This window comes from Streptomyces sp. R41 (assembly GCF_041053055.1).
Taxonomy (GTDB): domain Bacteria; phylum Actinomycetota; class Actinomycetes; order Streptomycetales; family Streptomycetaceae; genus Streptomyces.
Window position 1 is genome coordinate 9,199,206 of sequence record NZ_CP163443.1, and the last position, 15,081, is coordinate 9,214,286.

Consider the following 15,081-nt stretch of genomic DNA (forward strand, 5'->3'; position numbering starts at 1 on the left):
GAGCGACGCGGCACCGTCGCCGGCCTCGGGCCGGCGGCGCAGTGTTGCGGCACGAGCGACTCGGAAATCCGCCGGAGGGGCCCGGCAGGCTGCGCTGACAGCCTGCCGGGCCTCGTCGCGTTTCGGGCTGTTTTCCGACGTCACGGACCCCTTGACACCCGCTCCTCGCGACGGGCACATTGAGTTGCGCAACCTGAAGCATGTTGCGCAGACAGCAACTGGATTGCTTTCTAGCCGGAGGTGCGGCGATGGCGGGACCCCGAGTGGTCATCATCGGAGCGGGCGTCGTGGGAGCGGCGCTCGCGGACGAGATCTCCGCGCGAGGCTGGACCGAAGTGACCGTGGTCGACCAGGGCCCGCTGCCCGCCACCGGGGGATCGTCGTCGCACGCTCCCGGTCTGGTCTTCCAGACGAATTCCTCCAAGACGATGACCGAGCTGGCCCGCTACACCGTCGAGAAGTTCTGCTCCCTCGACGTCGACGGGCAGCCCTGCTTCCTGCAGGTCGGCGGCCTCGAAGTGGCCACCACCCCCGAGCGCCTCGCGGAACTGCACCGCCGCCACGGCTGGATCACCGCCTGGGGCATCGAGGCCCGCCTGCTGAGCGCCGACGAGTGCGTCGAGCAGCACCCGCTGGTGAACCGGGACAAGGTCCTCGGCGGCCTCCTGGTGCCGACGGACGGCCTCGCCAAGGCCGTCCTCGCCGTCGAGGCGCAGATCCGCCGGGCGACCGAGCGCGGCGTGCGCTTCCTTGCCCGCCACGAAGTCCTCGACGTCCAGCAGAGCGAGGGCCGGGTGACCGGCGTCCTCACCGACCAGGGCGAGATCCCCGCCGACATCGTCGTGTGCTGCGCCGGCATCTGGGGCCCGAAGATCGCCCGCATGGTCGGCATGAACCTCCCGCTCACCCCGCTCGGCCACCAACTGGCCTGGACCGGCCCGATACCGGCCCTCGCGGGCCAGGCCGAGGAGGCGGTGCGCCCGATCCTGCGCCACCAGGACGCCGACCTCTACTACCGCGACCGCTTCGACACCCTGGGCATCGGCTATTACGGCCACCGCCCGATGCCCGTCTCCGCCGACGACATCCTCTCCGTGGACGAGGCCGACGAGATGCCGTCGGTGCTCAAGTTCACCGAGGACGACTTCGCGGACGCCTGGACCGAGACCCGGTCCCTGCTCCCCGCGACGAGGGAGGCCAAGGTCGAGGAGGGCATCAACGGCCTGTTCTCCTTCACCACCGACGGTCTGCCGCTTCTCGGTGAATCCCCGGACGTCAAGGGCTTCTGGGTCGCCGAGGCCGTCTGGGTCACCCACTCCGCCGGCGTGGGCCGGGCCGTGGCCGAGTGGCTGGTCGACGGTTACTGCTCGTCCTTCGACCTGCACGAGTGCGACGTCAACCGCTTCGAGCCGCACCAGCTCGCCCCGGAGTACGTCCTGGCCCGCGCCTGCCAGAACTTCGTCGAGGTCTACGACATCCTGCACCCCCTCCAGCCGTCGGGGGACCCGCGCCCGATCCGCACGAGCCCCTTCCACGCCCGCCAGCAGGAGCTGGGCGCCGTCTTCCTGGAGGCGAACGGCTGGGAGCGTCCGCAGTGGTACGAGGCCAACGCGGGCCTGGTCGAAGGCCGTTCCATTCCCACCCCCAACGACTGGGCCGCGCGCTACTGGTCACCCATCGTCGGCGCCGAGGCACAGGCCACCCGCGAGACCGTCGCGATGTACGACATGACGGCCCTCAAGCGCCTGGAGGTGACCGGCCCCGGTGCCGCAGCCTTCCTGGAGCGCCTGGTCACCGGCAAGGTCGCCAAGTCCGTCGGCTCGGTGACGTACACCCTGCTCCTCGACCATGACGGCGGCATCCGCAGCGACATCACCGTCGCCCGGCTCGCCCGCGACCTCTTCCAGGTCGGCGCCAACGGCAACCTGGACCTCGACTGGTTCACCCGCCACCTCCCCGCCGACGGCACGGTCCAGGTCCGCGACATCACCCCCGGCACGTGCTGCATCGGCCTGTGGGGCCCGCTGGCGCGGAAGGTCCTGCAGCCCCTCACGGACGCGGACTTCTCCAACGACGGCCTGAAGTACTTCCGCGCCAAGCGCGCCCACATCGGCTCCGTCCCCGTCACCGCGATGCGCCTGTCGTACGTCGGTGAGCTCGGCTGGGAGCTGTACACCACCGCCGACCTGGGCCAGAAGCTGTGGGACACGCTGTGGCAGGCGGCCCAGCCGCTCGGCGGCGTCATCGCCGGCCGCGGCGCCTTCAACAGCCTCCGCCTGGAGAAGGGTTACCGCTCCTTCGGCACCGACATGACCTACGAGCACGACCCCTACGAGGCCGGAGTCGGCTTCGCCGTCAAGCTCGACAAGGACGACTTCATCGGCAAGGCGGCACTGGAGCGCCGCAAGGCCGACGTACGGCGCAGGCTCACCTGCCTCACCATCGACGACCCGCAGTCGGTCGTCCTGGGCAAGGAGCCGGTGTACGAGGGCGACCGCGCCGTCGGCTACGTCACCAGCGCGGCCTACGGCTACACGATCGGCAAGGGAATCGCCTACGCCTGGCTCCCCACCGACCTCACCACCCCCGGAACCACCGTGCACATCGGCTACTTCGACCGGCGCATCGAGGCGGTCGTAGCCGAGGAGCCCCTGTTCGACCCGACCATGTCCCGCCTCCGTGGCTAGCCCTGGGGAAGAGGTACCGCCGGTGAACGCACAGCTGCTCGACGGCAAGGCGACCGCAGCGGACATCCGCCGCGAACTCGCCGAGCGCGTGGCCAAGTTGACCGCCACCGGCGGTCGCCCGCCCGGGCTCGGCACGGTCCTGGTCGGTGACGACCCCGGCAGCCGCGCCTACGTCGGCGGCAAGCACCGCGACTGCGCGCAGATCGGCGTCGCCTCGATCCGCCGTGAACTGCCCGCCGACGCCACACAGGCGCAGGTCGAGGACGTGATCGACGAGCTCAACGCCGATCCGGCCTGCACCGGCTACATCGTCCAACTCCCGCTCCCTCGCCACCTCGACGCCAACGCCGTCCTGGAACGCATGGACCCGGCCAAGGACGCCGACGGCCTGCACCCCGTCAGCCTCGGCCGGCTCACCCTCGGCGTCGAGGCGCCGCTGCCCTGCACCCCGCGCGGCATCGTCGAACTGCTCCGCCGTCACGACGTGCCGCTCGCCGGAGCGCGGGTGTGCGTGATCGGACGGGGCATCACGGTCGGGCGGCCCATCGGACTGCTGCTCACGCGCAGGTCCGAGAACGCCACCGTGACCCTGTGCCACACCGGCACCAAGGGCCTGGCCTGGCACGTACGCGAGGCGGACATCGTCATCGCGGCCGCCGGCTCGCCCGGGCTGATCACCAAGGACATGCTGCGGCCCGGCGCGGCCGTCCTGGACGTCGGCATCACCCGTACCGACCACGGGCTGGTCGGCGACGTGCACCCGGAGGCCGCCCAGGTCGCCGGATGGCTCGCGCCGATGCCCGGGGGCGTAGGACCCATGACGCGGGCCATGCTGCTCGCCAATGTCGTCGAGGCCGCCGAGAGGAACGCGAACGCCGTATGAACGCGCTGAACACCCCCCTGGCGGAGCTGGACCCCGAGGTCCACGCCGCCCTCCGCGCCGAGCTGCACCGTCAGCAGTCCACCCTCGAAATGATCGCCTCCGAGAACTTCGCGCCCACCGCCGTGCTGGAGGCACAGGGCTCGGTCCTCACCAACAAGTACGCCGAGGGCTACCCAGGCCGCCGCTACTACGGCGGCTGCGAGCACGTCGACGTCACCGAGCGGCTCGCCATCGAGCGCATCAAGTCCCTTTTCGGCGCGGGCTTCGCCAACGTCCAGCCGCACTCGGGCGCCCAGGCGAACACCGCCGTCTTCTTCGCCCTGCTCCAGCCCGGCGACACCATCCTCGGCCTCGACCTCGCGCACGGCGGGCACCTCACCCACGGCATGCGCATCAACTACAGCGGCAAGATGCTGAACGTCGTGCCGTACCACGTGGCCGAGGCGGACAACCTCGTCGACATGGACGAGGTCGAGCGGCTCGCCAAGGAACACCGCCCCAAGATGATCATCGCGGGCTGGTCGGCGTACCCGAGGCAACTGGACTTCGCGGCCTTCCGCCGCATCGCCGACGAGGTGGGCGCCCTCCTCATGGTCGACATGGCGCACTTCGCGGGCCTGGTCGCCGCCGGGCTCCACCCCAACCCCGTACCGCACGCCCACGTCACCACCACGACGACGCACAAGACGCTCGGCGGTCCACGCGGCGGAGTCATCCTCACCAACGAGGCCGATCTCGCCAAGAAGATCAACTCGGCGGTGTTCCCCGGCATGCAGGGCGGACCCCTGGAGCACGTCATCGCCGCGAAGGCGGTGTCGTTCAAGGTCGCCGCGTCACCCGAGTTCGCCGAGCGCCAGGCCCGGACGCTGGCCGGTTCCCGCATCCTCGCCGAACGCCTCACCCGCGCCGACGCGGCTGCTGCTGGGGTGAAGGTCCTCACCGGCGGTACGGACGTCCACCTCGTCCTGGTCGACCTGCGTGATTCCGAACTCGACGGCAGGCAGGCCGAAGATCTGCTCCACGAGATCGGCATCACCGTCAACCGCAACGCCGTGCCCTTCGACCCGCGCCCGCCCATGGTCACCTCCGGACTGCGCATCGGCACGCCCGCGCTGGCCACCCGAGGCTTCACCGAAGAGGACTTCGCCGAGGTCGCCGACGTGATCGCGCTGGCGCTCCAGCCAGCCCCCGACATCGCGGCCCTCCGCGCCCGCACCGAGGCGCTGGCCGCCAAGCACCCGCTCTACCCGCACCTTTCACAAGCAGAAGAAGCCGGAGAAGTCCGATGAGCCCCCGCACCCCAGGCGCCGAGCTCCCCGAACACCCCGACTGGCTGTGGCGCACACCCGAGCCCAAGCGGTCGTACGACGTGGTGATCGTGGGCGGCGGCGGACACGGCCTCGCCACCGCCCACTATCTGGCGAAGAACCACGGCATCACCAACGTCGCCGTGCTGGAGAAGGGCTGGCTCGCGGGCGGCAACATGGCCCGCAACACCACCATCATCCGTTCCAACTACCTGTGGGACGAAAGCGCGGGCATCTACGAGCACGCGCTCAAGCTGTGGGAGGGACTGGAGGAGGAGCTCGACTACCCGATCCTCTTCTCCCAGCGCGGTGTGCTGAACCTCGCCCACAGCCTCCAGGACGTCCGCGACAGCGTGCGCCGCGTCGAGGCGAACCGGCTCAACGGCGTGGACGCCGAATGGCTCGATGAGCGGCAGGTCAAGGACGTCTGCCCGATCGTCAACATCTCGCCCGACGTGCGCTACCCGGTCATGGGCGGCACCTACCAGCCGCGCGCCGGCATCGCCAAGCACGACCACGTCGCCTGGGGCCTGGCCCGCTCCGCCGACGCCGCCGGCATCGACATCATCCAGAACTGCGAGGTCACCGGCCTCGACATCGTCGGCGGCCGGGTCGTCGCAGTGCAGACCACCCGCGGCCCGATCGCAGCGGAGAAGGTGGCGCTCTGCTCGGCCGGCCACACCTCGGTCCTTGCCGCCATGGCCGGCATCGAACTGCCCCTGCAGAGCCACCCGTTGCAGGCGCTCGTCTCCGAACTGCTGGAGCCGGTGCACCCGACGGTCGTCATGTCCAACGCGGTCCATGTGTACGTCAGCCAGGCCCACAAGGGCGAACTGGTGATGGGCGCGGGCATCGACTCGTACAACTCCTACACCCAGCGCGGCGCCTTCCACATCATCGAAGAGCAGATGTCTGCGGCGTTGGAGCTCTTCCCGGTCTTCGCCCGCGCCCATGTGCTGCGCACCTGGGGCGGCATCGTCGACGTCAGCCCGGACGCCTCACCCATCGTCGGACTCAGCCCGGTCGACAACCTCTACCTCAACTGCGGCTGGGGCACCGGCGGGTTCAAGGCCACCCCCGGCGTCGGCTGGGTCTACGCCCACACCATCGCCCACGACACCCCTCACCACCTCAACGCCCCCTTCTCGCTCGACCGTTTCACCACCGGCGCGCTCGTCGACGAGCATGGCGCGGCCGCGGTGGCCCACTAGGGAGCCGAACCCATGCTGCTCATCCCATGCCCGTGGTGCGGGCCCCGTGACGAAGCCGAGTTCCACTACGGCGGCCAGGCACACGTGCCCTATCCCCACGACCCCGCGGCCCTGACCGACGAGGAGTGGGCGCGCTACCTCTTCTTCCGCGACAACCCCAAGGGCCCCTTCGCCGAACGCTGGAGCCACGCGGCCGGCTGCCGCCGCTGGTTCAACGCGGTACGCGACACGGCGACGAACGAGATCCTGGCCGTGTACCGGTCGGGAGAGCCGCGGCCCGCTGATCCGGCCCGTCCGGCCGGGGAGGGTGGGCACAACCCACCCACCGGTCCACACCCGACGACGGACCCGGCGGGGTCCCGGGCGGCAGCCCCGGTTTCGGGAAGGGGCGGGCGCGGGGAAGAAACAACTCCCGTCGCCACCCAGCCGTTCCGGCTGCCCACCGGCGGCCGCGTCCACCGCGACGAGCGGCTCCGCTTCGTCTTCGACGGAACGCCGTACGAGGGCGTCCGCGGCGACACCCTCGCCTCCGCCCTCCTCGCCAACGGCGTCATCCAGGCCGGCACGAGCATCAAGCTCGGCCGCCCGCGTGGCATCTTCTCGGCCGGCGTCGAGGAGCCCAACGCCGTCATCCAGATCGAGGAACCTTTCCCCGAGCCGATGCTGCCCGCGACGACCGTGGAGCTGTACGACGGCCTCGTGGCGAGCAGCCTGCCCGGCCAGGGACGGCTCGCCACCGAACCGGACCCGGCCCGCTACGACGCCGTCCACGCGCACTGCGACCTGCTCGTCGTCGGCGCCGGACCGGCCGGTCTCGCCGCCGCGGCAGCCGCCGCCCGCAGCGGCGCACGTGTCATCCTCGCCGACGACCAACCCGAGTTGGGCGGCAGTCTGCCGGGCACGGGCGAACTCCTCGACTGGGTGGACGAAGCCGGCGCGCTGCTCGAAGCGGCGCCCGAGGTGCGCGTGTTGCGCCGCACCACGGTCTTCGGCCACTACGACGACAACCACCTCCTCGCCGTCGAACGCCGCACCAACCACCTCGGCGCACAGGCTCCCGAGCATGTCTCCCGAGAGCGCGTCTGGCGCATCCGCGCCCGTCGCGTCGTTCTCGCGACCGGCGCGCACGAGCGCTCGCTGGCCTTCGCGGACAACGACCGCCCCGGTGTGATGCTCGCGGCCTCGGCCCGCGGCTACGTCAACCGCCACGGCGTCCTGCCCGGCCGCCAGGCCGTCGTCTTCACCACCAACGACAGTGCCTACGCCGCCGCGCTCGACCTTGCCGGGGCCGGCGTGGGCATTGCCGCGATCGTCGACACCCGGTCCGAGCCGGGGGAGTGGGTGCGTCGTGCCCGGGAGGCCGGGATCGAGGTGCTGACCGGGCACGCCGTCATCGGCACGGAGGGCAGCGCGCGTCTCACCGCGGTGACCGTCGCCCCGTACGGGGAGTCCGCAGGGACCCGGGAGTTCGCCGTCGACCTGCTGCTGGTCTCCGGCGGCTGGAACCCCGTCGCGCACCTGTTCAGCCAGGCGGGCGGAAAGCTGCGCTACGACGACACGCTCGGCTCCTTCGTCCCCGACACCTGCCGTCAGGCCGTCGAGGTCGCGGGAAGCGCCAACGGCGTCCTCGACCTGGCCGGAGTTCTCGCGCAGGGCGCGGCTGCCGGCGCCCGAGCGATCGAGGCCGAGGGCTACACCGCCCAGGCGCCCCGCCTTCCCGACGTGGCCGCCGAGCCGCAGTCTCCACCCATGCGGGTCTTCCTCGTCCCCGGCGCCACCGACGCACCCCGCTTCGTCGACCTCCAGCGCGATGTCACCGTCGACGACCTGGCCCGCGCGACCGGCGCCGGTCTGCGCTCGGTCGAGCACACCAAGCGCTACACCACGGCAGGCACCGCCAACGACCAGGGCAAGACCTCCGGAGTGCTCGCCGGCGGCATCGTCGCCGAACTCCTCGGGGTGGACGTCTCGGCCCTCGGCACGACCACGTTCCGGCCGCCCTACACGCCGGTCTCCTTCGCCACGCTCGCCGGCCGCGACCGGGGAGCGCTGCACGACCCGATCCGTACGACTCCCCTGCACGACTGGCACGTCATGCAGGGCGCCCTGTTCGAGAACGTCGGCCAGTGGAAGCGGCCCTGGTACTACCCGCGGGACGGCGAGGACATGGAAACCGCCGTGCTGCGCGAGTGCGCGGCAGCCCGTGAGGGCGTCGCCTTCATGGACGCCTCCACCCTCGGCAAGATCGATGTTCAGGGCCCGGACGCCGCTGTCTTCCTCGACCGGCTCTACACCAACATGATGAGCAACCTGAAGGTCCGCATGATCCGCTACGGCGTCATGTGCCACCTGGACGGCATGGTCTTCGACGACGGCACCGTCATCCGCCTCGCACCGGACCGCTTCCTGGTCACCACCACGACAGGCAACGCGGCCGCCGTCCTGGACTGGATGGAGGAATGGCTACAGACGGAGTGGCCCGAACTGCGCGTCCACTGCGCCTCCGTCACCGAGCAGTGGGCCACCGTCGCCCTGGTCGGCCCCCGTTCCCGCGAGGTGCTGGGCGCGCTCGCGCCGGAGCTGGCGGTGGACAACGACAGCTTCCCGTTCATGGCGTGGCGGGAGACGACCGTGGCGGGCATCGAGGCCAGGGTGTGCCGAATCAGCTTCTCCGGCGAACTGGCCTACGAGATCAACGTGTCACCGTGGGAAGCCCTCGCCCTCTGGCAGGCGCTGTACGAGGCCGGTGCCCCGTTCGGCATCACCCCGTACGGCACCGAGACCATGCACGTCCTGCGGGCGGAGAAGGGCTACCCGATCATCGGTCAGGACACCGACGGCACCGTCACTCCCCACGACCTCGGCATGAGCTGGGCGGTGTCGAAGAAGAAGCCCGACTTCATCGGCAAGCGCTCCTACGCCCGCGCCGACGCCGTTCGCCCCGACCGCAAGCACCTGGTCGGCCTGCTCCCCGACGACCCCGGCACCTTCCTCCCCGAGGGGACGCAACTGGTGGCAGACAGCGTGCTGCCCGCCCCGCCCGTGCCGATGCTCGGCCATGTCACCTCCAGTTACCGCAGCGCGGCACTCGGTCGGACCTTCGCCCTCGCCCTGATCAAGGGCGGCCGGGAGCGCATCGGTGAGCGGCTCTACGCCCCTGTGGGGGACCGACTGGTTCCGGTGACCGTCGCAAGCCCCGTCCTCTACGACCCCGAGGGAGCCCGCCGCGATGGCTGACACCGCCCTTTCCGTCCCGCGCCGCAGTCCCCTGGCGGGCGCCGCCGACCGTCTGGCCGCCGCGACCCGCGCCTCCGGAGGCGCGGTCCGGCTGGCCGAACTCCCCTTCCTGGCCCAGGTCACCGTCCGGCTCGACGCCAAGGGAGCGGCAGCGGACGCCGTCGGGCTCGCGCTCGGCCTCCAACTGCCCCTCGAACCCAACACCGTCGTACGTGCCGGGGAGTTGACCGCCCTGTGGTTCGGCCCCGACGAATGGCTCCTGGTGGGCCCGCCCGGCAGCCAGCGCGACTTGGAGAGCCGGATCCGGTCGGCCACCGGCGACGAGCCCGTGTCCGTCACGGACGTCTCCGCCCAGCGCACCACCCTCCTCGTCACGGGATCCCGCGCCCGCGACCTCCTGGCACACGGCTGCCCGCTGGATCTGCACCCTCGTGCCTTCGGCGCCGGGCGCTGCGCCCAGACCACCCTGGCCCGCACACACATTGTGCTGGTCGCCCGGGACGAACCCAGGGCTGGATTCTGGGTGCTCGTCCGTTCGTCCTTTGCGGGCTACCTCACGGACTGGCTGCTCGACGCGGCAGCGGAATACGTCTGAACGAGCTCAACGGGGCAGGGCGTGAACTCCGTATGGTTACAGACGCCTTTACCTCGCCGAGCGACGGTGCGAAGGGTCTTCGCAGGCGAGAGCCGCCTGTGGGGGCCCTTTCGCGTGGGTCAGATTCGGGTCTTCGAGGTTGAGCGTGCCGCTTGTCGGCGCCTTTACCCGGAGGCCGACGACGTGATCGCTTGCACGTGGTGAGGCGGGTCCCCTGATACCGCGGTCGCCCAGGCTGCGACGGACGGAGTGGTAACGCGCTGGTCCGGCCACCTCGCGTCAAACGAGTTCGTCTCCGCCCAGGAACTCCACGCGCTGATGGCGGGCTCCGGCAGCACGGTCGGGCCGACCACCGTCCAGCGCACCCTGCGGGAACTCGACCGCGTGACACGCGTGTACGGCATGTCGGTGGCTGAGAAAAACGCTTGGACTCCGCGGGCGCGGTCGCGGGACACTGCGACTTCTGACCTGCTCGTACCCGCTCGGTGGCGTCGCCGCGAGGCCGGCGGAGGCTCCGTCGTCGTCCCCCGCCCGCCGCAGGACGACCCGAGCAAGGGCACTCACTCGAACCGAAGCTCCGCACGGACATTGAGCCGACGGCACCTCCCCACGGAAGCACGTGGTGAGCTGCCGCACGACAACACGGGGTTGGGATGGAATCGCCTGAATCGCGCGAGGCCCGGCCGGGCAAGGGCTCGGTGCTCCTCGCACTTCGTTATTACGGACGGGAGTTAGCCCGCGTCCGGCGGCTGACGGTGCCCGCGATGCTGCTGCCGGCGCTGGGCAACATCTGCATCAACTACGTCGCGCCGCTGGTGGTAGCGAAGCTCGTCGGCCGCATCGCCGACGACGCCGGTATCGCCATCGGCTCGACGCTGCCGTACGTCCTCGCCTTCGGCGGCATCCTGTTGCTCGCGGAGGTGCTGTGGCGCATCGGCCTGCACCTCATGAACCGCCTTGACGCCCTCGGCATCGAGCACCTGTACGTGATCGGCATGGACGAGCTGTTCGCCAAGGACGCCGCGTTCTTCCACGACAACTTCGCCGGGTCGCTGACCAAGCGGGTGCTGAGCTTCGCGTCCCGCTTCGAGGAGTTCGTCGACACGCTGACGTTCAACGTCCTGGGCAGCCTCGTGCCACTGGTGTTCGGGTCGGTGGTGCTGTGGCGCTACGAACCGCTGCTCGTCGTCGGGCTGTTGGCGATGATCGCGCTGACGGCGCTGTGCGTGGTGCCGCTCATCCGTCGCCGCCAGGCGCTCGTCGACCAGCGCGAGGAGGCGATCGCCCGGGTCTCGGGCCACGTCGCCGACAGCCTGATGAACATGGACACGGTCCGGGCGTTCGCCGCCGAGGAACGCGAGGCCGCCGAGCACCGGTCCCGCGTCGCGGCGTCGCGGCGGCTCATGTTGAGGTCGTGGGACTACGGCAACCTGCGCATCGACACGCTGGTCGCGCCGATGTCCGTACTGACCAACGCGCTGGGCCTGCTGCTCGCGGTCGCGCTCGGCGGGGGTACGCACGGTGTGGAGGCGGTCGTGGTCGCCTTCACGTACTACAGCAACGCGACGCGGATCATGTTCGAGTTCAACCAGATCTACCGCCGCCTGGAGAGCTCGATGACGGAGGCCGCGCAGTTCACCGAACTGCTGCTGAAGCCGCCGACCGTGCTCGACCCGGCGTCGCCGGAGCCGCTGCGGTCAAGGGGCGCCGACGTCCGCTTCGAGCAGGTCACCTTCGCCCACGCGGGCGCGCAGCCGCTCTTCGAGGGACTCGACCTGGTTGTGCCCAGCGGGACGAAGATCGGTCTCGTCGGCCGGTCCGGCGGGGGCAAGACCACGCTCAGCCGGCTGCTGCTGCGGATGACGGACATCGACGCCGGCCGGATCCTGATCGGGGGTCAGGACATCAGCAGGCTGCGCCAGGCCGACCTGCGCAGCCTGATCGCCTACGTGCCGCAGGACCCGGCGATGTTCCACCGCACGCTGCGGGACAACATCGCGTTCGCCCGGCCGGACGCCACCGACGCCGAGATCCGCCGCGCGGCCGAGGCGGCGCACGTCACGGAGTTCGCCGACGCGCTGCCGGACGGCTTCGACACCATGGTGGGCGAGCGCGGCGTCAAGCTGTCCGGCGGACAGCGCCAACGGGTCGCGCTCGCCAGGGCGATCCTGCGCGACGCGCCGATCCTGCTGCTCGACGAGGCGACCAGCGCCCTGGACTCCGAGAGCGAGATCCTCGTCCAGGAGGCGCTGTGGCGGCTCATGGAGGGGCGGACGGCGCTCGTGGTGGCCCACCGGCTGAGCACGGTCGCCACCATGGACCAGCTCGTCGTCCTCGACCGCGGGCGGATCATCGAGCAGGGCACGCACCAGGAGCTGCTCGCGTCGGACGGCGCCTACGCGAAGCTGTGGCAGCACCAGTCGGGCGGCTTCCTCGACGACACCCCCGCGCGGGCCGACCTGCACTGAAGGCGAGCCGGGGCGGGGACCCTGCGCGTGGATGACCGAATCCGGTATGGAGGGCATCGCCGCGGTGTGAAGTAGGCGGCCGCCGCGGCCCGGCGCCCCGGACGGTCGTTGTCCGGGGCGCCACACCCCGTCGATCTGGACGGTCGTCGGCCCCGCCCGGCGGCGACCCCAACCGGGTGGCCTCGCCGAGCCGTCAATCCTGCCCGTCGAAGCGACACACACCGAGTACGCGGTCGCGCAGCCACCGGTGAGCTGGGTCCGCGTCGAGTCGGACGTGCCACAGCAGGGACACCGTCACCTCGGGAGCGCGGAAGGGCAACTCGAAGGAGCACATCCCTCGCCGCAGGTCCGCGGTGTGCCGCTCCGGAACCGTGGCGACCAGGTCCGAGGCCTTCGCCAGGGCCAACGCGGCGCTGAAGCCGTCGACGACCGTCACGACTTCCCGCCGGCGGCCCGTCGAGTCAAGAGCCTCGTCCACCAGTCCCTCCGTCAGACCGCGCCGCGAGACGTGCACATGTCGTGAGGAGACGTACCGGGCCGTCGTCACCTTCCCGGTGCTCAGCGGGTGCTCGCTCCGCACCACCCCGACGAACCGGTCGGTGAACATGGGCTCGCTCAGCACGTCCGGAGGCAGAGGCTGCTCGACGACGCCCGTCTCCAGATCGACAAGGCCGTCGCGCAAGGGACCGACGTCCTTCTTGGTCTTCTGCAGGAACCGCAGTCGCACGCCGGGTGCCTCGCTGCCGACCTCGGCGACCAACGCGGGTCCGAATCTCTCCACGAACCCATCGCTGCCGCGCAACGCGAAAGTCCGCTCCAGCGTCGCCAGGTCCAGCTTCTCGGCCGGCCGCAATACCTCTTCGGCCTCCCGGACCAAGCCACGCACACGGTCGCGCAGCTCCAGAGCGCGGGGCGTGGGCACAAGCCCTCGGCCGGCCCGCACCAGCAGCGGGTCACCCGTGGCTCGCCGCAATCGCGCGAGCGCGCGACTCATCGCCGACGGACTGAGCGCAAGCCGTTCTCCCGCCCGCGTGACGCTGCCCTCCTCGAGCAGGACGTCCAGCGTGACCAGCAAATTCAAATCGGGCCTGGACATGCGCACACGATCTCACGGATCGATCCAGACATGGCGTCGTGTGCACAAGTAGCTTTCCATCTTTGCGTCTTCCGCCAGGCCAAAACGAGACCTACGTTCATTGCGATCCCGTCGACTCCAGGAAGAGACCAGCGCTGTGAGATCAGCAACCCCTCCGGGCACCGAGACTGAGCAGACATCGGCTGCGCGCCGTCCACCACTGGCTTGGGCGCTCAGCGCCCTGTCGCTGTCCATGCTGCTGCCCTCACTGAGCATCAGCATCGCCAACGTCGGCCTGCCGAACATGGCTGCGGCCTTCGACGCCGGCTTCCATGAGGTCCAGTGGGTCGTCATCGCCTACCTCCTGGCCATCACGACACTGATCGTCGGAGCCGGCCGACTCGGTGACCTCGCCGGCCGACGTCGCCTCCTGCTGAGCGGCATCGCCGTGTTCACCCTCGCGACACTGCTGTGCGGTCTCGCGCCGAGCCTTCCCCTCCTGGTCGCCGCCCGGGCGCTCCAAGGGGCCGGCGCCGCGTGCATGATGGCGCTGACCATGGCCTTCGTCGGCGAGACGGTGCCCAAGGACCGTACCGGCAGGGTCATGGGACTGCTCGGAACGATGTCGGCAGTCGGTACGGCCCTGGGACCCACCCTCGGTGGAGCCCTGATCGCGCTCTTCGGCTGGCGTGCGATCTTCCTCGCCGGTGTGCCGCTCGGCCTTGTCGCGCTCGCGCTCACCTTCCGGGTGCTGCCCGATGCCGCACCGGCAACGAGCTCTCCACGCAGCCGGTTCGACACCGTGGGCGCGGCGCTGCTGGCGGTCACTCTGGGCGCCTACGCGCTGGCGATGACGATCGAAGGGAACTCGTTCGGTCCGCTCGCCATCGGACTGCTCATCGCCTCGGGGGCGGGCCTCGCCCTGTTCGTCTTCACCGAGAGCCGGGTCTCGTCCCCGCTGCTCACCCTCTCGATGCTCCGCGATCCCGTCCTCGCCGCCGGCCTGACGACGAGCGCCCTGGTCTCCACCGTCATGATGACCACCCTCGTCGTGGGACCCTTCCACCTGGCCCGGGCACTCGACCTCGACCCGGCGCTTGTCGGTCTGGTGATGTCGGCAGGTCCCGCCGTGTCCGCCCTCACCGGCGTCCCGGCCGGCCGAGCCACCGATCGCTTCGGAGCCGAGGCCATGGTGATCGTAGGGCTCAGCGGCATCTTTGGCGGCGCCGTGGTGCTCTCCTTGATGCCCCCGGCGGCCGGCGTCATCGGATACGTCCTGCCCCTGGTCGCCGTCACGGCGAGCTACGCGCTGTTTCAGGCAGCCAACAACACCGCGGTCATGAAGGATGTCTCCCCGCGCCGGCGTGGCCTGGTGTCGGGCATGCTGAACCTCGCCCGAAACCTGGGCCTCATGACCGGCGCATCGGTCATGGGCGCGGTCTTCGCCTTCGCGGCCGGCACGAGCGACGTGACCACAGCCGCGTCCGCGGCGATAGTTCGCGGCACGCACTGGACCTTCGCCGTCGCCGCCCTCCTCGTGGCCTTCGGGCTGGCCGTGGTCCTGGGACTTCGGCTGCGCTCACGGCTCTCGCCCGGAGACCCCGTCGGCACCTAGAGG

General features: G+C 70.7%; 9 protein-coding genes. 8 read left to right on the forward strand and 1 reads right to left on the reverse strand.

The window, feature by feature from the left end:
- The first annotated feature begins 248 nt into the window (after positions 1-248).
- The 7 genes from AB5J53_RS41780 to AB5J53_RS41810 all read left to right on the forward strand — a co-directional run bounded on the left by AB5J53_RS41780 (position 249) and on the right by AB5J53_RS41810 (position 12,388).
- Positions 249-2,687, forward strand: a complete 2,439-nt coding sequence (locus AB5J53_RS41780) for an FAD-dependent oxidoreductase (protein WP_369250798.1) — start codon at positions 249-251, stop codon at positions 2,685-2,687.
- A 22-nt stretch (positions 2,688-2,709) separates the two neighbouring features.
- Positions 2,710-3,570 (forward strand): bifunctional methylenetetrahydrofolate dehydrogenase/methenyltetrahydrofolate cyclohydrolase, encoded by an 861-nt coding sequence (locus AB5J53_RS41785; RefSeq protein WP_369250799.1) that lies wholly within the window; start codon positions 2,710-2,712, stop codon positions 3,568-3,570.
- Positions 3,567-4,859, forward strand: coding sequence for a serine hydroxymethyltransferase (gene glyA / locus AB5J53_RS41790; RefSeq protein WP_369250800.1), 1,293 nt, complete (start codon positions 3,567-3,569; stop codon positions 4,857-4,859). Before AB5J53_RS41785 ends, glyA begins: the two co-directional genes overlap by 4 nt.
- A complete protein-coding gene (locus tag AB5J53_RS41795) occupies positions 4,856-6,088 on the forward strand; it encodes a sarcosine oxidase subunit beta family protein (RefSeq protein WP_369250801.1) in 1,233 nt (410 codons plus the stop codon). Before glyA ends, AB5J53_RS41795 begins: the two co-directional genes overlap by 4 nt.
- A gap of 12 nt (positions 6,089-6,100) precedes the next feature.
- Positions 6,101-9,325, forward strand: coding sequence for a sarcosine oxidase subunit alpha family protein (locus AB5J53_RS41800; RefSeq protein WP_369250802.1), 3,225 nt, complete (start codon positions 6,101-6,103; stop codon positions 9,323-9,325).
- Positions 9,318-9,920 (forward strand): sarcosine oxidase subunit gamma, encoded by a 603-nt coding sequence (locus tag AB5J53_RS41805; protein WP_369250803.1) that lies wholly within the window; start codon positions 9,318-9,320, stop codon positions 9,918-9,920. The genes AB5J53_RS41800 and AB5J53_RS41805 overlap by 8 nt, the downstream gene beginning before the upstream one ends.
- A gap of 653 nt (positions 9,921-10,573) precedes the next feature.
- Entirely contained in the window at positions 10,574-12,388 is a 1,815-nt protein-coding gene (locus AB5J53_RS41810; protein ID WP_369250804.1) for an ABC transporter ATP-binding protein, read from the forward strand.
- A gap of 193 nt (positions 12,389-12,581) precedes the next feature.
- Here AB5J53_RS41810 and AB5J53_RS41815 read toward each other — a convergent pair whose 3' ends face one another.
- Positions 12,582-13,484, reverse strand: coding sequence for a LysR family transcriptional regulator (locus AB5J53_RS41815; protein WP_369250805.1), 903 nt, complete (start codon positions 13,482-13,484; stop codon positions 12,582-12,584).
- Positions 13,485-13,620: 136 nt separating this feature from the next.
- Between AB5J53_RS41815 and AB5J53_RS41820 the strand changes: the two genes are divergently transcribed.
- Positions 13,621-15,078, forward strand: coding sequence for an MFS transporter (locus AB5J53_RS41820; RefSeq protein ID WP_369250806.1), 1,458 nt, complete (start codon positions 13,621-13,623; stop codon positions 15,076-15,078).
- The last annotated feature ends 3 nt before the right edge of the window (positions 15,079-15,081 follow it).

Bases quoted from the DNA above. Each gene is read 5' to 3' on its own strand.
- AB5J53_RS41780 (WP_369250798.1), top strand. From the start codon at position 249: ATGGCGGGACCCCGAGTGGTCATCATCGGAGCGGGCGTCGTGGGAGCG.
- glyA (WP_369250800.1), top strand. From the start codon at position 3,567: ATGAACGCGCTGAACACCCCCCTGGCGGAGCTGGACCCCGAGGTCCAC.
- AB5J53_RS41795 (WP_369250801.1), top strand. From the start codon at position 4,856: ATGAGCCCCCGCACCCCAGGCGCCGAGCTCCCCGAACACCCCGACTGG.
- AB5J53_RS41800 (WP_369250802.1), top strand. From the start codon at position 6,101: ATGCTGCTCATCCCATGCCCGTGGTGCGGGCCCCGTGACGAAGCCGAG.
- AB5J53_RS41805 (WP_369250803.1), top strand. From the start codon at position 9,318: ATGGCTGACACCGCCCTTTCCGTCCCGCGCCGCAGTCCCCTGGCGGGC.
- AB5J53_RS41810 (WP_369250804.1), top strand. From the start codon at position 10,574: ATGGAATCGCCTGAATCGCGCGAGGCCCGGCCGGGCAAGGGCTCGGTG.
- AB5J53_RS41815 (WP_369250805.1), bottom strand. From the start codon at position 13,484: ATGTCCAGGCCCGATTTGAATTTGCTGGTCACGCTGGACGTCCTGCTC.